This is a genomic window from Actinomadura sp. NPDC047616, from assembly GCF_040642915.1.
Classification (GTDB): Bacteria; Actinomycetota; Actinomycetes; order Streptosporangiales; family Streptosporangiaceae; genus Spirillospora; species Spirillospora miaoliensis.
The window spans coordinates 319,830-342,532 of record NZ_JBEYTB010000010.1; the positions used below are offsets into that span (position 1 = coordinate 319,830).

Here is a 22,703-nt window from a genome sequence, read left to right on the forward strand (position 1 = left end):
CTCCGTTCTCGCAGCGGAGGCTCGGCTGGGACCATCCCCGCGTGCGCGGGGAGCACTCGTTCGTGAGGATCGCGCCGAGGTGGGCCAGGGGACCATCCCCGCGTGCGCGGGGAGCACACGTTGCTGTGGATCTCCGGTCGCGAGGAGGTGGGACCATCCCCGCGTGCGCGGGGAGCACTCTGGCTGACCTGCGGGTTTGTCGGCGGGAGGTGCTGTTTTGGAGCACTTTCTGAGATTCCGACATTTCGAGCATTGGGGGCGCGGGCCTTCAGCGCTGTTCAGCGTTTGCCGTAGCGGCGGCGTTTGGATGCCTTGCTCCAGCCTGTAGCTGGTTGAGAGGTGATGGCCGGCCGGGCCTTGGGGCGGCGGATCAGGGTCAGGCCTTCGTGGTCGATGGGGTGCCACTTGTGGTCGTGGGTTTCGAAGGTGAAGCCCTGCTCGTTGTTGGTGCTGTAGGCGAGCAGGGCGCGGCCGGTGTCGGCGTATTGCTGCACTTCGTCCCAGAGGGCTTGTCTGATGCGGGCGGACGGGCCGCCGATGAAGACGCCGGGCGAGATCTCCATCAGCCAGCGGGTCAGGAAGCCGCGCAGGCCGGCGGGGCAGTTGGTGAGGATGATGATGGTCACCAGTACACGTCTTCGGCGTAGTTGCGTCCGGACTCGATGTTCATGCCGTGATCGCTTTGCAGGGTGACGTGGTCGACGTCGTCCGCCGTCGGGTCCTCGGAGGGGTCGTCGGGCAGCAGGAGGGTCTTGACGTCCTTCACGCACCGGTGGAGCAGGCCGACTTCGTTGACGCGGTCGCGGATGGCGCGGCGGGTGCGCGAGCCGATGTCGTCGGGGCTTTCGGCTGCGACTTCGAAGGCGACGGGGATGGCGATCTCGGTCTTGTAGAGGTCGGCGATGTCGAGCACGAAGGCGAGTTCGTGGCCGGAGTGGATGAATCCGAGGCCGGGGGCGCAGCCGAGCGCGGCGACGGTCGTCTGGGCTATGCCGTACATGCATTGCGCCGCGGCGGTGACGGCCTGGTTGGCGGCGTCTCCGGTGTCGAAGTCTCCATGGACGTATTGGCGGCCGTTCCAGGTGAGGCCGACTCTGGCGGCTTCGTGGCGGTAGCACTCTTTGACGCGTCGTCCTTCGCGGCCGAGCAGTTCGTGGCGGCTGAGGCCGGACGGGTCTTCGCCGGGGAACCGCATCCGGTACATGTTGCGGGCGACCTCCAGGCGGGTGCGGCGGTTGGCCCATGCGGTGGCTTGGGCTTCGACCAGGGCGGACGAGCGGTTGAGTGAGCGGCCGCCGGAGTAGAACCGCACGCCTTGCTCGCCGACCCACACGACTCCTGCGCCGCTGTCGCCCAGCACGCTCATGGCCTGGTGGGTGACGCGGGTTCCGGGGCCGAGCAGCAGGGTGCCGATGGTGGCCGAAGGGATGTGAGTGATGCCTTCGGCGTCTTCGGCGGTGATGGCGTTGTCTTCGCGGTGCAGAGTGCAGCGTTCGAGGTAGATGAACGAGAGCCGGTCGCTCATACGGGTGAGTTCGCGGGGCGAGGAGGCGCCGCGTTTGCCGACCGTGGACACGGGTCAGGCCTTCGCCAGGGTCATCAGGCCGCACCCGTAGGCCTTGGCCTTGCCGAGTCCGTGGGTGAGCGTGCGGCGGAACGCCTCGGGATCGGTGACCTCAAGCCGGCCGTCGAAGGTGACCGTGACCAGAGTGACGGGCTTGCTGGTGCCCCGCTTGTGGAAGGACAGCTGACGACGGTTGTGGACCAGGACCTCGTGCTGGTCGAGCTCTGATTCCCGGCCGGGACTGGCCGGCTTGCGCACGACGGTGAAACCGGCCTTCTCCTGGCGTTGCAGAAGCCAGCGCAGTTGATGGCGCGGTCCGATGTGCGCGGTCGGCTTTCTGGGTTCTGTGTCGTTGCGGCGGACGGAGTGGACGGGGTTGGCGGTGAGACGGAACGCCCATCGGTCGCCGGCCTTGAGGCGGTCGAGGAAGGGGCCGTAGTCGTAGGTTTCCCAGCGTGCCGTGGTGGGCCATCCGGCCTGCTCCACCAGGTGCGTCAGGTCGGGCTTGTAGGGGCTGACCAAGCACAGGTGGGTGCGGGAACGGCTGTCACGGTCGATGCGCCACAGCACTCTGGGGCCGTCCGGCTCTTGGGCGGGGAGTTCCGCGAAGGACGACATGACGGCCGCGTGCAGTGTTTGCGGTGAGGACAGCAGTTTGCGGGCGCCGATCCGTTCGGTGTTGAGGCGAAAGCGCGTCAGGTACATCACAGGTCTCGTAGGACGGCGGTCGGGTCGTGGTCCGGGCTGGGGCGGCGGGCGGCCGGGTTGGGGATCTCCACGTGGCCGTGCCGGATGCCGCGCAGCGCGTATCGGCGGTGCCGCGGATCGAAGCTGATCGGCTGGTCGCGCAGGGTGTCGACCGCTGTGGTGTTGCCGTCGGCCTGGATGATGGTTTCGAGTTCCACGGTCGGCTGGTTGTTTCTGCGCTGGTGCCAGCCGGCGGCGCGCCAGGTTTCGTCGGCCAGGCGTTCCTCCAAGGTCTGGTCGTGGCGGACGCCCAGCTCGATGGGGCGGGACGGCGGGCAGGACCGGCGCCCGAGGTAGGGCAGGAAGCCGGGCCGACGCAGGGCTTGGTGCAGACGGTGGATGAGGTCGTCGTCGCCCTCGACGGCGGCCACGAACACCGCGTCGGCCAGGTAGAACCGCTCGGAGACCGGCATTGATCTGCCTGTTTCGAAGTGGTGCGCGGTCTGGTAGTCGCGCAGCGGGGTGCCGCGCTGGTCGATGCGGACACCGAAGCGCAGGGCGGCCAGGTCGCTCAGGTCGTCGGTGCGTTGACGGCCGAGAGCGCCGGCCAGCAGACCGATGACGCCGCTCTTGGTGGGGGCCTGTTCGGTTGTTCGGCGCGCGAACCGCGCCGAGGACCCCCATGCCTGCAGTGGACCGGCGAGTTGCAGGGTGAGAACGCTCACCGCTGGTCTTCCTGCCGCCGGGCGACCTCCTCGCCGATCGCGTTGACCAGCTCGGGCAGGGACACTTCGGTGCCGAGTTCGGACAGCGGCTCGGTGTTCTTGCCGACGCGCAGGACCCAGGCGCGGGTGTCTTCGGCGACGCCGTAGGCCTTCTCGATCTCCGGGACGTAGCGGGCCAGGCGCGCGGAGGCCTGCTGCATGTGTCCGCCGTCGGTGGCGGCCTTGCACGGTTCCTCGAATGCGGACACGAAGCTGATCGGGCGGGAGGAGCGGACCTTCACCACGACGGCGTCGGGCAGGGTGTGGTTGCCGAAGGTGTTGACCTTGCCGGTGGGCATCGAGGTGATGAAGCCCTCAACGAAGGCCTGCACGGCGCGGCGGACCGGCTCGGTGACCGGCTCGTCATCCCGCAGTCCCTTGCCGAGGTTGCTGCGCAGCAGGTCGACGTCGAGGGCGGCGTAGCGGTACAGGGTGGCGGAGTTGAACTCCACGGTGCCGATCATGCCTGCGCCGAGGTCGTCGTCTTCGCGTTCCTTGTGGTCGTCGACGGCGGTGTAGTAGTCCGACTCGTTCTCCACCTGGTGGACGCTGATGGCGTGGGCGACCTGGGCGGCGGCGTCGACGTTGATGTCGGCGCCGTCGGCGACCATCCGGCCGAACAGCGCGATGTCGACCGAATGGCGGGCGTTGGCGATCTGCTTGGCCCGGTTCTTGTTGTCCTTGTCCTTGAAGAAGGTCTTGACGTCGTCGCGGGCCTCGATGGCGAGTTCGGCGAGCCCGTCGAGCTGGTGGGCGCTGAGGAACATCAGGTACTTGGACTCTGGAGCCGCGGCCGGCTCCTCATCGTCCTTGGCCGCGCCCCCGCGGCGCTTGGGCACCTCGATCTTGGAGCCGGTCGCGTTCTGGATGGTTTCGGCGGCCAGTTGCCACGCCTGCGCCTGCTCGATGGACTCGTCGCGCGTGCGGATGCGTTCGGCGAGGAGTTCGGCGACCCGCTTGGTGCGGACCCCCAGTTCGCTGGGGTCCAGCAGGTCGTGGAAGGTGCGGCGGGTGGCGCGCTTCCACGCCTGGCTGGAGACCCGGGCCCGACGCACCCCGCCGTAGACGGCGGTCTTGGGCGTGCCGGTGTCGTCCCGGTTGAGGTTGCTGGGCGGCACGTTCTGCAGGATGTGCAGGTCAATGATGGTGCGAGTCATGTGACGTCCTTGTCGGTCATGGCCCCACCGTGCGGCGTGGTCTCGGGCCCGGGGGTTGCGGTCTGCTGTGACTGGGGTTGGTCGCCTGCGCGACGGTAGGCGTGGAAGCTGCGGCCCCACTGCCGACGGACCCGCGCCAGCCCGTCGGGGGTCTGGGCGTGGTAGAGACGTTCCGCCAGGAGCGCGTAGTCCAAGGGGACCGAGTCGCGTCGTAGCAGCGAGATGACTTCCCGGAGCCGATAGGCCAGCACCTCTGCGGTGCCGGCCGTCCCGACGCGCACGAAGCGCCGCCGGATCGGCTCATCGATCCGCTCCGCCGGCATCAACCGGCGTACGGCGGTTCCCAGGTCGACACCAGGGACATGCATCTTCTGGCTGGTGCGTGACTGCTGGTGGAGTGCGTACAACGTCACAGCCAGGAAAGCGGCGGTCTCGGCGCGCGTGGCCTGGACTTCGCTCAGTGCCTGGTCCTGGTACAGCCGTTCGGCTCCGGTGAGACCCCACAGTTCGGGGACATCCTGTGGGAGCTTTCCGGCGCCGCGCCGCAACTGCGCCAGTCGCGCGACGGCCACGCTGGAATCGCGCAGGTAACCGTCCTGCAGCTCGGTCACGAACTCGCCGACGACTTCGCGAACCAGCTCGGCGGTGTGCTGGCGCTCATCCGGGACGGTCGCGGTCATGTACTGACCTCCAAGGAGTTCGTAGCTTCCTGACCTGCGGCTTTGTCGAGGTCAGGCGCGGTTCCAGGTAGTGCCTTGCGGAGTCGGTATCGGAAGAGCGCGTCGGCGCGGGATGTCGTCAACCACACCTCTTGGCCTTTCCCGGTCTGGATGACGCGGCCTTCCCAAGCACCGTTGCCGGCGTCCTCTATCTCCCGGTCTCCCAGCCGGGCGACGATCGTTCGGGCGATGTCCTGCCATGTCGCTCGCTGAGACTGCGGCGACTCTTCGGGGTCGAGCTTGGCGAGCCAGTCGCGGAACGGGCCGTCGAGCATGCCGAAGCCCACGGTCCTGGCGTGCTCACGCGCGGGTTCGGGGTCGGCGCCGATGCTGCGGGCCAGGTCGGCGGCCAGATCACCGAGCACGCCGACGGCGTTCTCGGCGTCGGCGACGGCGTCGATCGCCTCCTGGCAGAGCCGGCTGTCCCGCTCGTGCAGCAGCACCACCGGCATCGTCACGGCGTCGTCGACCACCTCGTCGATCACCGATTGCTGGGTGCCGTACTGGGCTCCGATCAGCCGCGCCCGCACCAGGAAATCTTGTGGGAAGTCGCCTTCGACCGTCAGGCGGGCGACCCAGTCCAGGATCCGGGGACGGACGATCTGTGCGGCCTCCTGGCGTTGTTGAGCGCCCGGCGCCCGGCCGGCGACCAGAGCGCCCAGCCCTCGCCACGCGCTCTTTCCCGGTTCGTGTTCGCGCGGCAGATACACCTGGGCCAGTTTGTGCTTCTTCTCCTGGGCGGGGCTACGGCGCCAGGCCGTCATCGGCTCCCGCTGGTGCTGGTTGCGGGGAGTCAGCGCATCGCCATAGGCCAGCACCACGCCGTGGACGCCCTCGTCGTCGAACACCAGCCGGATGCGTCTGGACTGCCAGGTGTAGAGATCCCGGGGACCCGCCGGCCGCCTGCTCAACTCCAACGGGTCGAGCTCGGCAGGGCCAGGGGCGGGGTGACGCCATGCCGGACGGTCATCGGCCGCATCGACTCGCAAGTTGTCGGTGTCGAAGGCGATCAGGTTGAGCAGCAGGGTCTCGCGAAGATTCGCTCCCTCAACGAAGACTCCACCCAAATTCCCGGCCCAGGCGACGCCCTGTGGGTAGCCCCTGCCGCCCTTGACTCTGGGATCGCCGACCGCGCCGCTCTTGATGCCAGAGGTGTCAAAGGCGTGAGCGTGCACCAGCCAGCGAGCGGCCTCAGCGAACGACAACCGCCCCACGCCATGGGCCCGCATCGTGAAGAACTGCGCACCATTGGGCACGTCGGCGACCAGACGGTCCAGTGAAGCGATCTCGTCCTTGGCAGTGTGCAGGCCGGCCGTCTGGAAGAACGGGGTCTCCGGGTGGAGCAGGTCGAACCGTTCGCGGTGCCGATCCAGATAGGCGGCGATCCCGTCATCGCCATCGACGGGCAGGCCCTCGTCCCACAACTGCTGCCAGTGGTCCAGGTCGACCGGTCCGTCCACCACGTCGTGCAGGATCGCCAGCATCAGACGCAGCAACGCGAATTCTTGTGTGGGAAGGTCCCCGACCAGCCGCCGCAACTCACTGGCTTGCGCGAAGACGTCCAGCAGCGAGAGTTCGTCCTCGGTGCCGTCCTCGCGCAGCACCGGCAGCCATGGGCGGCGCGTCAGATCGAAGGACGCAGCTTCACTGGACACGAGTCACCTCAAGACCATCGTCACGGGTGTAGCGCAGGTCGTAGCCTGCCAAGCGGGTCTGACAGTTCTCATCGAGGAACAGGATCAGCTCCCCGGCCAGCCAGTGGCTCTCTTTGGACTGCCAGGCCAGGACGCACTCGGCCTCCAACTCCTCGATGGCACGGTCGAGTACGTCCGGGATCGAGAACTGGTAGGGCAGCCGCAGCCCGCACGCGGCCACGATGCGGGCCACCTCCCACGGCGGTGCCATCTCCGTGGGCAGTTCCCGCCCACCGCGCCCCTCGCCCAGCCAGGGCAACGTCCGCACCGTTCCATCGGCCAGACGCTGAACGACCAGCACCTCCAGCGTCTCCGGGCTGTCACGGACCTGGGCCCGGCCCGTCCGAGTGTCGTCGGCGTCCCCCACCCCCGCATCGGCCCAGCCGACCAGGGCACGTCCTGGTCGCCCGACATCGTTGATCTGGAACTTTCTGGCCTTCTCCTGTTGCTGCCTATGGTGCAGCACATCCTGTTGGCGGGCCTGCTCCATCGCTTCTTGCCATGTGGCCGGCCCCACCGCCTCTTCCCCGTATGCCTTCTGCACCAGGGGACTGATGTCGTTGGGAAGTCTCACCGCATGCCCTGTTGCGGCCGTTCCCGCCAGGTACGGCTCCAGCACCGCAGCCGATCGCAGCAGCGCATGCGACCGGTAGATGCGCTGTGATCCTTTGACCGGCTCCACGGGGACCTGGCCCCAGTCGGCGCCCGTCACCAGGCACCGGGCGACACGCACACGCTCGGGGCGCTCGCACTGCCCCTTGCCGCGCATGTGCCGGTGCAACCGCCCCATCCGCTGAAGCAGCAGGTCGACCGGGCACAGGTCCGTCACCAGCAGGTCGAAGTCGATGTCCAGGGACTGCTCGGCGACCTGGCTGGCCACCACGATGTGCCGCGCCGGACGGTTCGCACCGTCCTCGGGCGGCCCGAACATGCGCAGCAACAACGCGTCTCTGGCGGCGCGATCGAGATCGACGAAACGCGCGTGCGCAACGGTGATCTCGTCCTGCCTGAACCGTTGTCGCAGAAACTGAGCCGTCTCCAGAACCCGGTCAACCGTGTTGCGGATCACCAGCGCACAACCGCCATCGGCAAGGTCGTGCTCCAGCCGGTCAGCAAGCACACCCAAGTCGTCGCTCAAGCGCTCCACCTGAACGTCGGTACGCCGTCCTGACGGCGCGACCTCCATGACGACGGGAGGTCGCATCGGCTCAACGGCAGTCAGCAGCGGGTAGCCGCCAGCCGCTTCCACCTCCTCCAAGCCACCGCTGGCACCACGCGTCCCCACGTATGCCTCGGCGAGTTCGCGACGTCGCCTTGCCGGCAGCGTGGCGGACAACACCACGACCGGCACCCGATAGGCGCCCAACCACGACAACACCCGGTCCAGATACGAGTTCATGTACGTGTCGTAGGCGTGGGCCTCGTCAATGACCACAACCTTGCCCGCCAGAGCGAGGTGCCGCAGCGCCAGGTGCCGACTCTTCAACCCCATGAACAGCAACTGGTCGACCGTCCCCACGACGAACGAGGACAGCATCGCCTTCTTGCGCCCGTGCAGCCACTGATGCGCGACCAGTTCCGCGGACGAGACACGCCGATCACTGCGCAGACGCCACTCATCGCCCCCGCCGTCCTGCTCGACACCGCGGAGCGAGCGCCGTCCAGCTCGTACCAGCTCGTTGAAGTTCTCGTTCAGCGCCGCCTTGGAGTGAGCCAGCATCACCGACCGCAGCGCCTCGCCGTCCGCATCCGGAACACGCCGCAGCCACTTCAACATCCGAGGGAACATCGCGTTGCCCGTAGCCATCGTCGGCAACGCGACGAACACGCCTCCCGCCCCTGACCGGGCCCCGAACACCTCCGTGACCGCCAGCGCCGCCTCGGTCTTTCCCTCACCCATCGGCGCCTCGATCACCATCAACCCAGGCGACGACATCCGCCTGGCCAACGCGACCGCGCCCTCCTGGACCGGGCGGACACGCGCATCGGGCGGTAGATCGAACCGGGCAGCGAACAAGTCGTCCGGACTCATGTCCGTGTCCGCCGGCCGCCATGGTTTGGGAAGCGCCAGACCCCGCCACGCCGCTTCGACACGTTCTTTATCACTCGCCTGGTGGCCGTCAAGGAAATACGGGAAGAGATCAGAATTACTGGCGATCCAGTCCGCAACAATGACCAGCCCAGTCAGCACCACCTGCGCCGACTGAGAGAGCTTCACCTGCTGCCAACCAGGCAACCGGGATTCGACCCCGCACATCTCCGCGACAGAGTCCAAGATCTCCCACTGAACTCTCCTCCACGCCGACTCACAGCCCGGCGTCCGCAGAAGATCCGGATGAACATTCAGTTCTTTGATGTCGCTGAAAGTGGGCGGCACACCATGGTGCCCGCCGGCAACAATCGTGAACGGCAGCGTCCCCGACCGACTCCAGCCCCGCTCCATCAACCACTCCTGAAGCAATGCCTGACCGGCCAGGCCATGCGGCGCAAGCCGACGATCGACCAGCTGCTTGTACGGTGCCATGTCCAACCCCGCCGCCCGCATCTTGTCGGCAAGCGACTCCACCTGACACGCGAACGCCGGAGTGGCCTTACCGATGTCATGTGTAGCCGCCAGCCATACCGCCAACCGACGTGCGTCCGCAATCCCCTCAGGGAGAGTCTCGGCTACGACAGCTTGAGCCTGATGCGGAATCCACGAATCCCACAAAAGCCCCGCAACGGCACCACTGTCGACCAGATGACGCCACAGCGGAAGCCAACCGTCAGATTTGCGATCATGCTTGGCCCAAACCGAACGCGCCGCTGACGACAGACGCTCCCGCAGCCACTCCCCGCCAACTCCCCCGTCGAACATGCAGGCCATTCAACACACCAGCACCGACAGCTGTCGCCTGAACAACAATCCGCCAGTTGAGCAAGATTCCTTCCCGGCATCCACCGCCGAGACGTACAACCCCACTGAACAGGAAGAACATGGCGATCATGCGTTACGCAAGTGCGACACTCGGCCACAAAGGGTCACCGCGCCCCCGGAGGCACTGGCCACTGGAGCCGCCACAGAAGCCGAGCTCGAGCAGGCATACTCGAAGACCACCTCCATCCATGGAAGTCCGATATGTCCAAGTCTTCAAAAGTGCTCGCATCCGGCCTGTTGCCAAACTAAAGCCCGAGGTCAGGCAGTGTGCTCCCCGCGCACGCGGGGATGGTCCCCCGTCGGTGAGCAGGGTGGAGGGGATCACGACGTGCTCCCCGCGCACGCGGGGATGGTCCCCAGATCGCCCGCGTCGCCAACTCCACCGGGCAGTGCTCCCCGCGCACGCGGGGATGGTCCCCCGGGAGAGGCGGACATGCTGCAGGGGATGCTGTGCTCCCCGCGCACGCGGGGATGGTCCCGTGGATGTGATGGTCGGCGCCGCCGGCACCGGGTGCTCCCCGCGCACGCGGGGATGGTCCCGTGGACGTGTGGGCCATCCAGGAAGCCAAAGGGTGCTCCCCGCGCACGCGGGGATGGTCCCAGGAAAGACGAACGGACGAAAAGGAGGGACTCGTGCTCCCCGCGCACGCGGGGATGGTCCGAACTCGGCCACTGGGGCGAGGCCCTGGCCGCTGTGCTCCCCGCGCACGCGGGGATGGTCCCGGCGGGCCCGCCGGCAGCCCGCCCCGGCGATGGTGCTCCCCGCGCACGCGGGGATGGTCCCCCGCCGCCTTCCCGTGCCGGCGCCAGTCTGCGGTGCTCCCCGCGCACGCGGGGATGGTCCCGTGGTCGAGGTCAAACGCGCGCTGATCGCCACGTGCTCCCCGCGCACGCGGGGATGGTCCCTTCGAGATCACTGCGGCTCCGAACGTTCCGACGTGCTCCCCGCGCACGCGGGGATGGTCCCCCCACTCGGCGTACAGCGAGTCGGCGGGGAAGGTGCTCCCCGCGCACGCGGGGATGGTCCCGCCCGCGCGGTCGAGGACGAGCTGGCGGGCTAGTGCTCCCCGCGCACGCGGGGATGGTCCCGGCTGGAAGGAGCCGAAGGACATGCGCACGATGTGCTCCCCGCGCACGCGGGGATGGTCCCTCGCAGCCCTGGCCGCCCGTGACCTGATCGGCGTGCTCCCCGCGCACGCGGGGATGGTCCCCAGATCAGTGCCTGGGTGCCGGTGGTCACGGTGTGCTCCCCGCGCACGCGGGGATGGTCCCGAGAAGGTCGTGAACCGGCGCGCGTACGGGCTGTGCTCCCCGCGCACGCGGGGATGGTCCCGGAACAGGCCCGGCACACCCTTGACCTCCATGGTGCTCCCCGCGCACGCGGGGATGGTCCCGTCCGGCCAATGGTGCGCCAGGATCGCCGCGGGTGCTCCCCGCGCACGCGGGGATGGTCCCCAGAAGACCGGTGCGCTCTACCCGCTGGACTGGTGCTCCCCGCGCACGCGGGGATGGTCCCCGGGACGGCGGCGCCGTCGCCCGCGCAGATCCGTGCTCCCCGCGCACGCGGGGATGGTCCCACGGGCAAACACTGCCAGATATTCATCACGCCGTGCTCCCCGCGCACGCGGGGATGGTCCCGTAGGCCAGGTACCAGCGCAGCGCCGTCCCGAGTGCTCCCCGCGCACGCGGGGATGGTCCCCTTGAGCGTCAGCGACGCCGACAGCTTGTCGTGTGCTCCCCGCGCACGCGGGGATGGTCCCGTGGCCACCCTGGGCCCGTTGGTGATGATGGGGTGCTCCCCGCGCACGCGGGGATGGTCCCCGGGCGCTGCACCAGCGGACGGCTCTGGAGCAGTGCTCCCCGCGCACGCGGGGATGGTCCCGGCGCCGGATACACCGTGTACGTCGACCTGCCGTGCTCCCCGCGCACGCGGGGATGGTCCCACGGGGCGGCCGAGGTCTTGCAGGTCGGGGTGGTGCTCCCCGCGCACGCGGGGATGGTCCCATGAGATGGAACGTCGTGCACGGCTGCGAGGAGTGCTCCTCGCGCACGCGGGGATGGTCCCCGCGCCGAGGCCGCCTCAACCGAGGTCAAGGTGTGCTCCCCGCGCACGCGGGGATGGTCCCCGTCGGCAGGGGAGGAGGGAGGGGGAAAGGGGTGCTCCCCGCGCACGCGGGGATGGTCCCGGGCACCAGCTCTGGGTGAGCTGGCTCGGGACGTGCTCCCCGCGCACGCGGGGATGGTCCGACTCCGGCCAACCCACAGAAGTCCAGCGAGTCGTGCTCCCCGCGCACGCGGGGATGGTCCCACGTCTAGTAGGCCGGTGAGGTCTGCCTCATGGTGCTCCCCGCGCACGCGGGGATGGTCCCTGGCTGGCGATCTCGTCCGCCTCTTCGGCTCGGTGCTCCCCGCGCACGCGGGGATGGTCCCAACGGCCGCAGCGCCCGCTGCGGATGCGGCCGGTGCTCCCCGCGCACGCGGGGATGGTCCCTACGGACCGCTCAAGTTGGTTGAGGATGTTCCGTGCTCCCCGCGCACGCGGGGATGGTCCCTCGGCGTGGGCGACCGCACCATCCGCCGCGCCGTGCTCCCCGCGCACGCGGGGATGGTCCCGCGGCGAGGATGGCGCGCTCCTCCGCGTCGCGGTGCTCCCCGCGCACGCGGGGATGGTCCCGCCGCCCAGGGGGCCTTGATCGGAAGGATGGCGTGCTCCCCGCGCACGCGGGGATGGTCTTGCCGCCGTTACTGTGCCAGCTTCGGCGTTGACGGCGTTCGCCGCACATGTGAGCAGACATTCTCGGTTGGCTGGATTTATAGGATAACTACCAGATGCGGAGTCGACACGCGGTCACTGATGGCGACCTGTTAAAGCTCTGTGTCGATCAGTGGCTCGGCTTCTCAGTAGTCAGCAGTTGCTTGGTATTCCTGTCCACTGCACATGGCATGGTCTGCGTGGAGGAGGTGCAGCAGCGCTGCTGTTGGTACTCGATAGCAGTTACCGATACGGAGCACCTTGCAAGGGAACTCGCCATTTTTGGCGAGCTGGTAAGCGTAGGTACGGGAGAGGCCGAGAGCGCGAGCCGCAGTGGTGATGTCCACAACGCTGGGGAGTTCGGCGAGGTCGGTGTACTTGAGAGTGTGCATGGGGGCGTCCTCCTGGATGGTGTGCGGCTTTCTAGGTGTTCTTGCGTGGGGCCCACTAGCCGGTGTGGTAGATGCCTGTTGTTATTGGGAGTAGAGGGAGGCCGTGCCAAGGTGGGCGTTGGTGAGGATTGCGTGGTAGCGCGTGAGGCGGACCGGGTGTTTGTCGAATGTGGTGAGGTGGAAGAGTCGGCACCAGCAGATGGATCTGCAAGGGATCCGCTGAAGCTGAAGGCGCGGATGGGGCTGACTAACGAGGCTGTCCTTTTGGCCTTGCGGGAAGGTGTCGGGTGACGATGAGGTCGTGGCGGATTGGCAGGGATGGTGGCCTGTAGCCGTGGGCTGGTGCCTAGGAAGACACAGAAGTGTCTGCAATCAAAGGGCGATCCTTCTGTCAGGTTGAAGTGGTGTGAGGGGTTGGGCGGGTTGCGCCTGCGTATTGGCGTTCGCGGGTGGGGTTGCCGGTGAATGGGGAGATGCGGACGACGTCGCCGGTTTGGGGGGCGTGGATCATGCGGCCGTGGCCGAGGTAGATGCCGACGTGGTGGATGGTGGCGGGGTTGCGGGGGTTGGTGGCGAAGAAGAGAAGGTCGCCGGGTTTGAGTTGGGAGCGGGGGACGTGTGGGCCGGCGTGGTATTGGTCGGCGGCGATGCGGGGTAGGCGGGCGCCGGCCTGGGCCCAGGCGTGCTGGGTGAGGCCGGAGCAGTCAAAGCCTTTGATGCCGCGTCCGTGGTCGATGCCGTAGGTGGGGCCGGATGGGCCGCCTCCGCCCCAGGAGTAGGGGGTGCCCAGCCATCGCAGGGCGGCGCGGACGGCCAGGGCGGCGCGGCCGGTGCCGGTGGGCGTGGGGGTGGCGTAGCGGGCGGCTCGGGCCAGGACGGTGCGGACGTAGTGGTCGGAGTGGTTGTAGTGCCAGATGGCCCGGGACAGGTGCCGGCCGCCTTTGCCGGCGCCGTTGGCGCACAGGAGTCGGGCGGCGCCGTGGATGGCGTCGGCGGGGTTGTAGCGGTCTTTGCGGCCGTCGTGGTCGCCGTCGACGCCGTAGGCGGCCCAGGTGGGGGCCAGGAACTGCATCGGCCCGCCCGCGCCGGCGTGGTTTTCGCCGGTGTGGACGCCGGGGGCGGTGGAGCGGCCGTGGTCGGATTCTGTTTTGCCGATCGCGGCCAGGACGTTCCAGGGCAGGCCGGGGCAGGTGTTGGCGGCGTCGAGGTACCAGCGCAGGTACGCCGGCGGGATGTCGGTCTTGGCGTAGTCGGTGGGCGCGCCGGCGCGTCCTGCGCCGGCTCCTGCGGCGGGGCTTTGACCGGTCGAGAGGAGAACGAGCAGTAGCGGCAGGCCGAGGGCGGCGGTGCACGCGGCGGCGCATGTGGCGGCGGCCCTCACCGTGCAGGCCGCCGAGGCGGTTGGGGGTCAGTCGGTCTGGGGCTGGTGGGCGCCGGTGCGGGCGCGGCGTTGGGCGCGGTATCCGGCGCCTTTCTTGGTGGGTGGGTCGGCTGGGTCATGGGCGGTGTCCCCGGGGTCGTGGTGGGGCTGCCGCAGCACTTCGCGGACCGCTTCCCAGGAGTAGCGGAAGTCTTTGCCGGTCTTGAGCGCGGGGATCTGTCCGGCGTTGGCCATCCGGCGGACGGTCTGGGCGGACAGGCCGAGTTTGGCGGCGAGTTCGGCGGTGGTGAGCACGTCGGGGTCGCGGCCGGGTGTCTCGGTCATCGCGCGGGCTCCTGGGTCGGTGGTCACGTTCGCCTCTCAGTGTGGTGGACGGGTGGCTGCGGAAGCATGGTGTTGGGCGTGATGGCGATCGGAAACGCTGTTTGACGTTGCTTGCGCTCCACAAGTCTGCCACGTACGGTGATCATCCGACAACCCAGTGCAATGAATCGGGGGTATGCGGGTGAGTCTCCGCCAAATCAGATCGACCCGCCCAGGGGCGGCCGCTGGCACGGCCCACGGCGTTGGGGCGATGCTGGACGTGGTGGTGGTCGGCGCGCATGGCGGCGCCGGGACATCCACACTGGCCGCGCTGCTTCCCGCGGCGTGGGACATGGATCCGATCAAACCAGTGCCGGTGCCGGGGCGCCGCTCGCTTTGCGCCAACGGCCGGCCCATCGTGCTGGCCGTCCGCAACACGGCGGCGGCCGCCAAGAACGCGACGGCGGCAATCGCGGCCCTGCGCGCATGGGACCAGCAGGTGGCGGCGCTGGCGATCGTCAGCGACGGCGGCCCGGAAACCCGGGACGCCACCGCCCGCTTCGCACTGCTGGCCCCGCGTGTCGGTGGTGTAGTCCGCATCCCGTATGTGCGGGCGTTGCGGCTGGTGGACGACCCCCGCCAAGTCGCCCTGCCCGGCAAGGCTCAGCAGGCGGTGAACGAGCTACGCGGCCTGCTCGGCGCACCGCCGGCGGGCCGGTAGGAGGCGCCGATGTTCCTCACCGGTTTCGGGATCATGCTCGGCCACGCGGCAGCGCACGTGTCCGGGCGGCTTGTTCCGCTGAAGGGTGCCAGCCTGGGTGTCCCGGTGCCTGATCCGGCTCCGGCTGCACCGCCGGGGCTGGATGACAAGATCAATACGCTGCTGGCCTGGGGCAAGTGGGGCGTGCTGGTATGCGGTGTCGCGGGGCTGTTCATCTGCGCGGGTCAGATGGCCATCGGCCGCAAGAACCGCTCCACCTTCGCCGCCGACGGGGCCACCGGCATCCCCTGGGTCCTGGGCGGGCTCAGCCTCGCAGCGACCGCGGCGCCGATCGTCGGGGTGTTCTTCAGATGACCCGCACAGGCCACAAGACCGGTCGGCGGCGCGACGGCCGGATCCTGGTCACACTCGCCATAGCCGGCGCAAGCCTGACGGGAAGCGTCATCGGCCTCGGACATGCGGCGCTCACCACCGATGCCGCTGAGCCACATCGCGATCACCACGTCGGACAAGTGCCGGGACAGCCGTGGATGGTGCCGCAGGTGTCATTGGCTGGAGTCGCGTGGCGGGACTACCACGGCGTTCTCCTGCCCTATTCGGCCGACGACGGTCCCCGGGAGACCGGCGACGAACTCGCGGCGGGTTTCGCTCACACGCCGCGCGGGGCGTTGCTGGCCGCCGTCCACATCGCGGTACGGGCGAACGCGCAGTGGGGACCGAAGGTGTTCGAACCCACCATCGGCAAGCAGGTCACCGGCCCTGATACCGCCGCCCTGCTGGCCACGACCCGCGACGTGTACGCCAAGCGCCGCGGCCGCTTGACGGATGGCGCGGCTCTGGGGCGGGCGTATGTGGTCCTGGAGGGTTTCCGCTGGCAAGGCTTCGCACCTGAAACAGCGAGCGTGGACCTGGTGTCGGCTGGCCCCGGCGACAGCGATGTGACCATGCGGGCAGCGACCAGAATCCAGCTTCAGTGGAGGGACGGCGACTGGCGTGTCGTCGCCCCGGCGGGTGGGAGCTGGGGAGGCGCGGCCGCCTCGATCGACTCCCTGGACGGCTACGTCCGCTTCCCGAACGGGAGCGGCTGATGCATCTGCTTCCGTTCGACCCGTGTTCACCGGTGCTGGAGCCCCGGTGCGTGCAGACCGTGGACAACGACGACCACCCGTTCAGCGTGCCGATGCCCGACCTTCCGGCGGCGATCGGCGGGAACGTGCTGGACGAGGCGGCCGAGTCGTTCCAGTCGGCGGTCGGCTGGCTGATCTCCAACACCGCCTCCTGGTGGGTGAAGACGCCCTCCCCGGATCTGGAGGCCGAGCCCGCGATCGGGTTCCTGCAGGCGCTGGTGCAGCCTCTGACGATCGCCGTCGCCATGGTGTCGCTGCTGACCGTCGCCGCGAAGATGGCCCTGACCCGCAAGGCCGTCCCGCTGATCGATGCGGGTCGCGGTCTGGTCGTGTTGGCGGCGGTCACAGTGATCGGCACGGTGGTGCCGAACCTGCTGTTGCGGTGGGGCGATGAGTGGTGCGGCTGGGTGCTGCGCGCGTCCTCGCAAGGGGACTTCGCCAAGCGGATGGCCGCGATCGTGACGTTCCCCAGTGGAGTGCCGGCCGCGCTCGTACTGGTGCTGTGCATGATCGCGCTGCTGATCGGCATCATTCAGGCGCTGCTTCTGCTGTTCCGCGGAGCCGCGTTGATCATTCTGGCGGGGCTGTTGCCGCTGGCGGCGGCGGGAATGATCAGCACGGCGACGCGGTCATGGTTCGGCAGGGTTGCCGGGTGGATGCTCGCCTTGATCTTCTACAAGCCCGCCGCCGCCGCGGTGTACGCGACCGCCTTCACCCTCGTCGGTAACGGCAAGAACCTGCAGGCCGTCCTGATGGGCTTTGCGATGATGCTGATCAGTCTCGTCGCCTTCCCCGTGCTGCTGAAGTTCTTCACCTGGACGACCGGCGGAACCGAATCCACCAGCGGCGGCGGAGTGCTCAGCGCGCTGCTGGGCGGTGCGACCGCGCTCGGCGCGCTGCGCGCCTACGGCATGGCCGGCGGCTCGGCCGGTGGCTTGGGTGGTGGGCGTCCCGGCTCGGCCAACGAGCACGCGGACTACCTCAGCCAGCAGCTCGGCGACCAGGAAGCCGGTCCACCAGGCGGCCAGGCTTCGTCCGCGCCTTCGTCGAAGCAGACGCCTGACGGCCAGCCGGCGCAGAACCCCATCTCGGAGCAGGGGCACGATCCAGGTGCGCCTTCTGGGAGTCGCCGGCCTGACAGTGGTCTGTCGGATGCGGGCCGGCCGGCCGCGGGTACTGGCAGCCATGGGTGGGCGCCACCTGATGGTGGCAACGGTGAACCGGTGGGCCCCGCCGGCCTCCAGAGCTGGGACAACCAACGCCGCCGCGGCCGGGACACCGTCCGGTGGATGGGCAATGCGAACGGTGGCGACGACGCCGGCGGCCCGACTGGTGCGGCCGGTGAAGGAGGTGGCGGCGGTGGGGCATGACGTCCGAACCTACGGTGGCTGGCGGCGTCGGCACGGCATCGGCCTGCTCGGCATGGACACCACGTCCACCTTCGTCGCACTCGGTGCCGCGATGCTGCTGGTGCTGGCCGCCGCGATCGTTCCGTGGTTGCTCATCTACCTGCTTCCTCCGGTGGCGATCGGTGGCGGGCTCGGGCTGGTGCGTGTCGGAGGGATCCCGGTGGCGCGGTGGCTGTGGGCGCGGGCGCGTTGGCAGTGGGGAGTGCTGCGCGGCTACACCCGCTACCGCGCCGGAGTCGTCATCGACCACCCGCGAGCCTTCCAACTGCCCGGGGTGCTGGCCCCGCTGACGCTGCTCAGTGCCGAGGACGGGTACGGGGGCCGGTACGGGATCGTGTGGGACCGCCGCACCGGTCTGCTGACGGCGACACTACGGGTCGTCCCGGCCTCCACCTGGCTCGCCGACCGCAGCGACGCCGATTCGTGGGTGGCGGCGTGGGGCGGCTGGCTGGCAGGGCTCGGGCACATGCCCGCGGTTCGGTGGGTGACGGTCACCGTGGACACCGCACCCGAACCCGGCTCCACCCTGGCCGATGCGGTCCGCCGAGCCGTCGTCCCGACGGCACCGGCCCCGGCGCGCACCATCATGGACGAACTGGTCCGCGCCGCGCCGATGGCGGCGGCCGACGTGGACACGCGTGTCTCGATCACCTTCGACCCCAAGGCGGCGGCGTCCCGGCCGAGGGACCTGCTGGAAGCAGTGGCCGAGCTGGGCCGCACCCTGGACGGTATGGCTTCGCGCCTCGGCGGCTGTGGCGTCTCGGTCCTGGGACGGGCCACCGCCGCCGAAATCACCGGCGCCGTGCGCACGGCGTTCGATCCCCACGCCCGCGGCGAGGTCAACCGGCTTCTGGCCAAGCCCGACTCGGAGGAAATCCTCGGCTGGTGCGACGCGGGCCCCATTTCCGCGACCGAGCACACCGACCACTACGACGTTCGGGCCCTCCCCGTCGCAGGTCTCGCTTTGGTGGTCGCGGTAGCCGATCCATTCGGCCTTGCCGGGCTTGTGGTAGTAGCGGGCGTCGACATCGTGCGGGGTGACGATCTCCAGGCCCGACCACGGGGGCCGGGCCGTGCCAGGCTCGGGCTGCCCGCGCGCGGCCGCTGCGGAGGTCGAGCGGCGGGGTTTGTCCCGGCGGGCCTGCCGGTCCCGGGTGGTCTTGGGGCCACGCCAGGTCAGATCTCCGTCCTGGTCGATCCAGTACTGCTGCACCCACACCCGCCGCAGGACCTGCACCTGCGGCAGGTCCCGCAGCCGCCGCGGCGCGTCCGGGTCGTAGACCGCGTGCAAGATCTGCATCCCGTCGGCGCCGACCCGCAGCACCCAGGCGGCCAGTTCCTCCTTGCCACGGGGCAGCCGGTCATAGCGGATCGGACGGCCGTAGCGCTCAGCCCACTCCGGCGTGATCAGTCCGGCCAGCCAGCCGGAGTTGGCGGCGGCCAACTCCTCCAGCGCGGCGCGCAGTGTCTCGCCGACCAGCTCGGCCCGGTTCAGCCGCCGCACCGCCGCCAGCACGTGCGTGGAGTCGGTGCGCCCCGGCCCCGCCGTTTGACCAGCCCAGCCTCGGCCAGCCGGTCCACCATCACCGCCAGCAGCCGATCGGCCCGATCCTCTTGGGCCATCCGGTCACGGAACTCACACAACACCGAATGATCAAAACCCGGGTCGGTCAGCTCCAACCCCAGGCAGTACTTCCAGCCGATCCGGCACCGCACCGCCAGCGCGGCCTGGCGGTCGGTCAGGTTCTCGGCGTACTGCAGCACCGACACCAGCGCCAGCATCGCCGGGGACAGCCCCCGCCGCCCGTCGGCGCCGAACCAGTCGGCGAAGTCGTCATCGGTGAACAGGCCCGCCAGCCGGTCCCGAATCCACATCGCCGGCGTCCCACCCGGGTTGCTGGCCCAGGCAGCCCGTGCCGTCTATGCCGGGATCACCCGCCCGACACCGCGTCCCATCGACACGTCTGCCACCTTCTTGACAGGGCGCGGTGTTTCCCCTTCAGCCAACCACCCCGCCACCGAGATCGCCAGACACTCCAAAGATCACCAACAGCATCCTCTCGAGTCGCCGGTGCCCTCAACGAGTAGCTGCCCAGGGCGGGAGAGTGAGCCCAGGATTTCCAGCAGGATACGAGGCTCTCGTCAGGCCAGCGGGATGCGCAGTGCGACGCTTCCGCGCAGGTCGAGCCAGGCCTCCGTCGGCGTGCGGACCATGCGCAGCACCACCTCCTCGCAGCTGGGACAACGGGCGACCAGCCCCGGCGCGTGGGTGTAGACGCGCAGGTTCGCGACCGGACCGCTCTGCCCGCAGCCCGCACAGCGGGTGTCCGCGATCGTGACGTCAAAGGTGAATATCTCGCTCAGCGGGCCGGCCAGCGCGTTGCCGTCCTCGTAATCGTCGATCATGTCAGCCTCCAGACGGGCCGAATCGCTCGGTCTTGACCCTGTGCGCCGCGTGGCCGAGGGACAACAGGAGGTCGGCGGCCGTCTCGACGAACCCGGTCGGCCCGCAGACGAAGCAGTCCGGCGCGAACTCGGCGGGCCAGCCGCCCGAGTTCAGGTCCGCGACGGTCAGCCTCCCGGGCGGCCGGGGCCAGCCCTCGGGGACCTGGCGGGTGTAGACGTGGGTGACGTCAAGACCGGGCTCGGGCCGGCGCAGTTCCGCGGCGTAGTACCGGTCGGCGGGGGTCCGCACCGAGTAGACGAGACGGAACGGCGTACGGCTGCCCGCCTGGCGGCGGGCGCGGATCATCGCCATGAGCGGCACGATCCCCGAGCCACCGGCCACCAGCAGCACCGGCGCCGTGTCGGTGGGCCGCCAGACGAACCACCCGCCCACGGGTCCGCGGATCTCCACCGGGTCGCCGGGGGACAGGCCCCCGGTCAGGTAGGAGGAGACCTCGCCGTCCGCCACGGCCTGCACGGTCAGCTCGACCCGGTCCCCGTCGGCGGGCGCGGCGATCGAGTAGCTGCGCTGGGCGCTGTAGCCGTCGTCGGCGGTGAGCCGTACGTCGATGTGCTGGCCGGCCAGGTGGCCGGGCCAGCCCGGCACGTCGAAGACCAGGGTCTGGGCGGTGGCCGTCTCCGCCCGCGTCTCGGCGAGCCGGGCGACACGCCAGGTCAGTCGCCCTGATACCGCTGCTCGCGCCATGGGTCTCCGTAATCGTGGTAACCGGCCGTCTCCCAAAAGCCCGGCTCGTCCTGGTCGAGCAGTCGGATGCCGCGCACCCACTTGGCGGACTTCCAGAAGTACAGGTGGGGTACCAGCAGCCGGGCCGGGCCGCCGTGCTCGGCGGCGAGGTCCGCACCGTCGTAGCGGTGGGCGATCCACGCCTGGCCGTCCAGGAGGTCCTCCAGCGGCAGGTTCGTGGTGTAGCCGCCGTAGGAGTGGACGAGCGCATAGTCGGCGGCCGTCTCGACGTCGGCCAGCAGGGTGTCCAGCAAGACACCCTCCCACCGGGTGCCGAGCTTGGACCATTTGGTGACGCAGTGGATGTCCACCGTCGGCGTCTGGCTGGGCAGCTCCATCAGCTGCCGCCAGGTCCAGCGGTACTCGCGCCCCGCCTCGGTCGTGACGGTGAACTCCCAGTCCTCCCGGCGGATCCGCGGTGTCGGACCGGCCGACAGGACGGGGAAGTCCTCGGTCAGGTACTGACCGGGAGGCAGCTTGACATCCGCCCTCCGCCGCCGGCCGTGGAATCCCGGTGACACGATGCCCATCACCGGCCCCCCTTTTCGTCCGTTCTTTTCGGGAAGTACCCCGCTACGTCCGGCCCGCCACCCCACATGAAGTACCCGAATCGGCACGAACCGCAACGACAGAGGCCAAGTCGGTCTGTCAACGGCGCCTCAATCGTGGATCAGGCTCACATCTCGTGATGGCCATGATTCGATCTTGAAGGTGGCGGCGGTGATCTGTGCACCGGGTTCCAGCCGCTACGCCAGATCGCCGGCACCGTGATCATCCACGGAAACCGAGCCGGATCCTCCGCGGGGCTCGGCACATTCCAGGCTCGGGCACGTTCGGGGTGGCCGCCCCGTCGGAGCGGATGCTCAACGGGAGGTGCTGGTGCGCCCTGAGCTGGGAGCACCTGGCCTTGGTGGTGCTCGTCGATACGCAGCTGGACGCGCTGGCCGACCGGTCCGCGCCTATGTTCAAGGTCCGAGCCCGCCGCGCATGCGGCGGCTGGGACGCCTGGCTCGACGAGGACGGTTGCGCCAACGCCCAACCCTTGAACACCTACGCCACCGCCCTCGCCAACCAGTACGGAAACTCCACACCCCTCCGACGAACAATCGTGATCACCGGCGCCGATCGCAAAACGGGCGGCGCCGCCTCACTCACCCAAGGACAGATCGCCACGATCCGGCAGCGCATCATGAGACCGCCCCAAGACGTCACTCTGAGGCACCAGGACGTGATGTGAATCTTGGCGTTGGCGGGGTCTCCCTCAGGGATCACGACCGCCACGGGGAGCCGTCGACGGCTGTCTTCCACGCGCAGCCGCACGGTCCAGGAGCCGTTCCTGCGCCGCCGCGCGGAGATGACATCGACGGTGCGGGGGATGCCTCTGCGCTGGGCGGCGTAGATCGCGGCCTTGGCCGCATCGACGGCCTCGTCGATCGTGAGCGCCTCACGACGTTGGTCACGTCGCCATCGCTCGACGACCGCCTCGAACAGCCGCTTGGCCGGCGCATCGCTCCGGTTCCCGATCACGCCCCCAAGACCGGTGGCCACCAGGTAGGTGGCAACCTCCACGATGAGGCCGGAGCGCCTGGCCGCCCGGCTTCAGCGGGATCGGGAGCGGTTAACCATCGCGACCTTCCTGACGTCCAGGCCGGGCTGGTAGGAGAAGTCGAAGTCCTCGATGGTCTTGTGATGCGGCATCCCCGAGACGCGCAGCGCGTGCCAGATCCGGCGTTCCTCCTTGATGGCCTGCTCCTCCTCCAGCACCATGTCCAGGAAGTCCAGATAGCCCATCTGGGCGTCGTCGGCACGGGTGACGAACTCGCCCAGGCTGGCCGCCAGATGCGGCAGAGTCAGCTTGGCGGCGGTGGCGCGGATCCGGGCGGTGACCAGCTCACTCAAAACGAAGGTGTCCTTTTCTCCTGGAAG

21 protein-coding genes, 1 pseudogene and 2 CRISPR repeat arrays are annotated in these 22,703 nt (G+C 69.2%); of the genes and pseudogenes, 5 read left to right on the plus strand and 17 right to left on the minus strand.

Features of this window, described 5'->3' with window-relative positions:
• Positions 1 to 26: 26 nt before the first annotated feature.
• Positions 27 to 180: direct repeats of the CRISPR family, unit length 29 nt; unit sequence GGGACCATCCCCGCGTGCGCGGGGAGCAC.
• Between the two features lie 98 nt (positions 181 to 278).
• From cas2e to ABZ801_RS24845, 11 genes are all read right to left on the minus strand, one after another.
• Positions 279 to 626 (minus strand): type I-E CRISPR-associated endoribonuclease Cas2e, encoded by a 348-nt coding sequence (gene cas2e / locus ABZ801_RS24795; RefSeq protein ID WP_360701827.1) that lies wholly within the window; start codon positions 624 to 626, stop codon positions 279 to 281.
• Positions 623 to 1,576 (minus strand): type I-E CRISPR-associated endonuclease Cas1e, encoded by a 954-nt coding sequence (cas1e, locus tag ABZ801_RS24800; RefSeq protein ID WP_360701829.1) that lies wholly within the window; start codon positions 1,574 to 1,576, stop codon positions 623 to 625. The genes cas2e and cas1e overlap by 4 nt, the downstream gene beginning before the upstream one ends.
• A gap of 3 nt (positions 1,577 to 1,579) precedes the next feature.
• Positions 1,580 to 2,269 carry a type I-E CRISPR-associated protein Cas6/Cse3/CasE gene (gene cas6e, locus ABZ801_RS24805; RefSeq protein ID WP_360701831.1) on the minus strand — a complete coding sequence of 230 codons (690 nt, stop codon included), beginning with the start codon at positions 2,267 to 2,269 and terminating at the stop codon, positions 1,580 to 1,582.
• On the minus strand, positions 2,269 to 2,976 hold the full coding sequence (gene cas5e / locus ABZ801_RS24810) for a type I-E CRISPR-associated protein Cas5/CasD (protein WP_360701833.1): 708 nt from the start codon (positions 2,974 to 2,976) through the stop codon (positions 2,269 to 2,271). The genes cas6e and cas5e overlap by 1 nt, the downstream gene beginning before the upstream one ends.
• On the minus strand, positions 2,973 to 4,172 hold the full coding sequence (gene cas7e / locus ABZ801_RS24815; protein WP_360701835.1) for a type I-E CRISPR-associated protein Cas7/Cse4/CasC: 1,200 nt from the start codon (positions 4,170 to 4,172) through the stop codon (positions 2,973 to 2,975). The genes cas5e and cas7e overlap by 4 nt, the downstream gene beginning before the upstream one ends.
• On the minus strand, positions 4,169 to 4,852 hold the full coding sequence (casB, locus tag ABZ801_RS24820; protein WP_360701838.1) for a type I-E CRISPR-associated protein Cse2/CasB: 684 nt from the start codon (positions 4,850 to 4,852) through the stop codon (positions 4,169 to 4,171). Before casB ends, cas7e begins: the two co-directional genes overlap by 4 nt.
• Positions 4,849 to 6,546 (minus strand): type I-E CRISPR-associated protein Cse1/CasA, encoded by a 1,698-nt coding sequence (gene casA / locus ABZ801_RS24825; protein ID WP_360701840.1) that lies wholly within the window; start codon positions 6,544 to 6,546, stop codon positions 4,849 to 4,851. The genes casB and casA overlap by 4 nt, the downstream gene beginning before the upstream one ends.
• Positions 6,536 to 9,442 carry a CRISPR-associated helicase Cas3' gene (cas3, locus tag ABZ801_RS24830; RefSeq protein WP_360701842.1) on the minus strand — a complete coding sequence of 969 codons (2,907 nt, stop codon included), beginning with the start codon at positions 9,440 to 9,442 and terminating at the stop codon, positions 6,536 to 6,538. Before cas3 ends, casA begins: the two co-directional genes overlap by 11 nt.
• Positions 9,443 to 9,769: 327 nt before the next feature.
• A CRISPR array of direct repeats spans positions 9,770 to 12,237; the repeat unit is 29 nt; unit sequence GTGCTCCCCGCGCACGCGGGGATGGTCCC.
• A 163-nt stretch (positions 12,238 to 12,400) separates the two neighbouring features.
• Positions 12,401 to 12,646, minus strand: a complete 246-nt coding sequence (locus tag ABZ801_RS24835) for a helix-turn-helix domain-containing protein (RefSeq protein WP_360701844.1) — start codon at positions 12,644 to 12,646, stop codon at positions 12,401 to 12,403.
• A gap of 391 nt (positions 12,647 to 13,037) precedes the next feature.
• Positions 13,038 to 14,027: a bifunctional lytic transglycosylase/C40 family peptidase gene (locus ABZ801_RS24840; RefSeq protein ID WP_360701847.1), complete on the minus strand. Its 990-nt coding sequence runs from the start codon at positions 14,025 to 14,027 to the stop codon at positions 13,038 to 13,040.
• 27 nt (positions 14,028 to 14,054) lie between these two features.
• The gene (locus ABZ801_RS24845; RefSeq protein WP_360701850.1) at positions 14,055 to 14,351 is read right to left on the minus strand and encodes a helix-turn-helix domain-containing protein; all 297 of its coding nucleotides are present in this window, start codon (positions 14,349 to 14,351) and stop codon (positions 14,055 to 14,057) included.
• Positions 14,352 to 14,601: 250 nt separating this feature from the next.
• Here ABZ801_RS24845 and ABZ801_RS24850 point away from each other — a divergent pair, with 250 nt between their 5' ends.
• The 5 genes and pseudogenes from ABZ801_RS24850 to ABZ801_RS24870 all read left to right on the plus strand — a co-directional run.
• Positions 14,602 to 15,051, plus strand: coding sequence for a hypothetical protein (locus ABZ801_RS24850; protein WP_360701852.1), 450 nt, complete (start codon positions 14,602 to 14,604; stop codon positions 15,049 to 15,051).
• A gap of 9 nt (positions 15,052 to 15,060) precedes the next feature.
• Positions 15,061 to 15,405 carry a hypothetical protein gene (locus tag ABZ801_RS24855; protein ID WP_360701855.1) on the plus strand — a complete coding sequence of 115 codons (345 nt, stop codon included), beginning with the start codon at positions 15,061 to 15,063 and terminating at the stop codon, positions 15,403 to 15,405.
• Positions 15,402 to 16,139, plus strand: coding sequence for a hypothetical protein (locus ABZ801_RS24860; RefSeq protein ID WP_360701858.1), 738 nt, complete (start codon positions 15,402 to 15,404; stop codon positions 16,137 to 16,139). The genes ABZ801_RS24855 and ABZ801_RS24860 overlap by 4 nt, the downstream gene beginning before the upstream one ends.
• Positions 16,139 to 17,548, plus strand: coding sequence for a proline-rich domain-containing protein (locus tag ABZ801_RS24865; protein ID WP_360701861.1), 1,410 nt, complete (start codon positions 16,139 to 16,141; stop codon positions 17,546 to 17,548). The genes ABZ801_RS24860 and ABZ801_RS24865 overlap by 1 nt, the downstream gene beginning before the upstream one ends.
• A 52-nt stretch (positions 17,549 to 17,600) precedes the next feature.
• A pseudogene (locus ABZ801_RS24870) lies at positions 17,601 to 18,458 on the plus strand (SCO6880 family protein); the annotation flags it as partial.
• Positions 18,459 to 19,078: 620 nt separating this feature from the next.
• On the opposite strand, the gene ABZ801_RS24875 reads toward ABZ801_RS24870, so the two are convergent.
• From ABZ801_RS24875 to ABZ801_RS24900, 6 genes are all read right to left on the minus strand, one after another.
• Positions 19,079 to 19,462, minus strand: a complete 384-nt coding sequence (locus tag ABZ801_RS24875; RefSeq protein ID WP_360701864.1) for a transposase — start codon at positions 19,460 to 19,462, stop codon at positions 19,079 to 19,081.
• A gap of 267 nt (positions 19,463 to 19,729) precedes the next feature.
• A complete protein-coding gene (locus ABZ801_RS24880) occupies positions 19,730 to 19,993 on the minus strand; it encodes a DUF6510 family protein (protein ID WP_360701867.1) in 264 nt (87 codons plus the stop codon).
• A gap of 1 nt (position 19,994) precedes the next feature.
• Positions 19,995 to 20,738, minus strand: a complete 744-nt coding sequence (locus ABZ801_RS24885; RefSeq protein ID WP_360701871.1) for a ferredoxin reductase — start codon at positions 20,736 to 20,738, stop codon at positions 19,995 to 19,997.
• Positions 20,708 to 21,307, minus strand: coding sequence for a sulfite oxidase-like oxidoreductase (locus tag ABZ801_RS24890; protein ID WP_360701874.1), 600 nt, complete (start codon positions 21,305 to 21,307; stop codon positions 20,708 to 20,710). Before ABZ801_RS24890 ends, ABZ801_RS24885 begins: the two co-directional genes overlap by 31 nt.
• A gap of 520 nt (positions 21,308 to 21,827) precedes the next feature.
• The gene (locus ABZ801_RS24895; protein WP_360701877.1) at positions 21,828 to 22,346 is read right to left on the minus strand and encodes a hypothetical protein; all 519 of its coding nucleotides are present in this window, start codon (positions 22,344 to 22,346) and stop codon (positions 21,828 to 21,830) included.
• A gap of 30 nt (positions 22,347 to 22,376) precedes the next feature.
• Positions 22,377 to 22,676 carry an ATP-binding protein gene (locus ABZ801_RS24900; RefSeq protein ID WP_360701880.1) on the minus strand — a complete coding sequence of 100 codons (300 nt, stop codon included), beginning with the start codon at positions 22,674 to 22,676 and terminating at the stop codon, positions 22,377 to 22,379.
• Positions 22,677 to 22,703: the final 27 nt, after the last annotated feature.

Excerpts from the sequence above, each read along its gene's own strand:
- cas6e (WP_360701831.1), bottom strand. The coding sequence starts at position 2,269 with ATGTACCTGACGCGCTTTCGCCTCAACACCGAACGGATCGGCGCCCGC.
- cas7e (WP_360701835.1), bottom strand. The coding sequence starts at position 4,172 with ATGACTCGCACCATCATTGACCTGCACATCCTGCAGAACGTGCCGCCC.
- casB (WP_360701838.1), bottom strand. The coding sequence starts at position 4,852 with ATGACCGCGACCGTCCCGGATGAGCGCCAGCACACCGCCGAGCTGGTT.
- cas3 (WP_360701842.1), bottom strand. The coding sequence starts at position 9,442 with ATGTTCGACGGGGGAGTTGGCGGGGAGTGGCTGCGGGAGCGTCTGTCG.
- ABZ801_RS24835 (WP_360701844.1), bottom strand. The coding sequence starts at position 12,646 with ATGCACACTCTCAAGTACACCGACCTCGCCGAACTCCCCAGCGTTGTG.
- ABZ801_RS24845 (WP_360701850.1), bottom strand. The coding sequence starts at position 14,351 with ATGACCGAGACACCCGGCCGCGACCCCGACGTGCTCACCACCGCCGAA.
- ABZ801_RS24850 (WP_360701852.1), top strand. The coding sequence starts at position 14,602 with ATGCTGGACGTGGTGGTGGTCGGCGCGCATGGCGGCGCCGGGACATCC.
- ABZ801_RS24855 (WP_360701855.1), top strand. The coding sequence starts at position 15,061 with ATGTTCCTCACCGGTTTCGGGATCATGCTCGGCCACGCGGCAGCGCAC.
- ABZ801_RS24860 (WP_360701858.1), top strand. The coding sequence starts at position 15,402 with ATGACCCGCACAGGCCACAAGACCGGTCGGCGGCGCGACGGCCGGATC.
- ABZ801_RS24865 (WP_360701861.1), top strand. The coding sequence starts at position 16,139 with ATGCATCTGCTTCCGTTCGACCCGTGTTCACCGGTGCTGGAGCCCCGG.
- ABZ801_RS24875 (WP_360701864.1), bottom strand. The coding sequence starts at position 19,462 with ATGTGGATTCGGGACCGGCTGGCGGGCCTGTTCACCGATGACGACTTC.
- ABZ801_RS24880 (WP_360701867.1), bottom strand. The coding sequence starts at position 19,993 with ATGATCGACGATTACGAGGACGGCAACGCGCTGGCCGGCCCGCTGAGC.
- ABZ801_RS24885 (WP_360701871.1), bottom strand. The coding sequence starts at position 20,738 with ATGGCGCGAGCAGCGGTATCAGGGCGACTGACCTGGCGTGTCGCCCGG.
- ABZ801_RS24890 (WP_360701874.1), bottom strand. The coding sequence starts at position 21,307 with ATGGGCATCGTGTCACCGGGATTCCACGGCCGGCGGCGGAGGGCGGAT.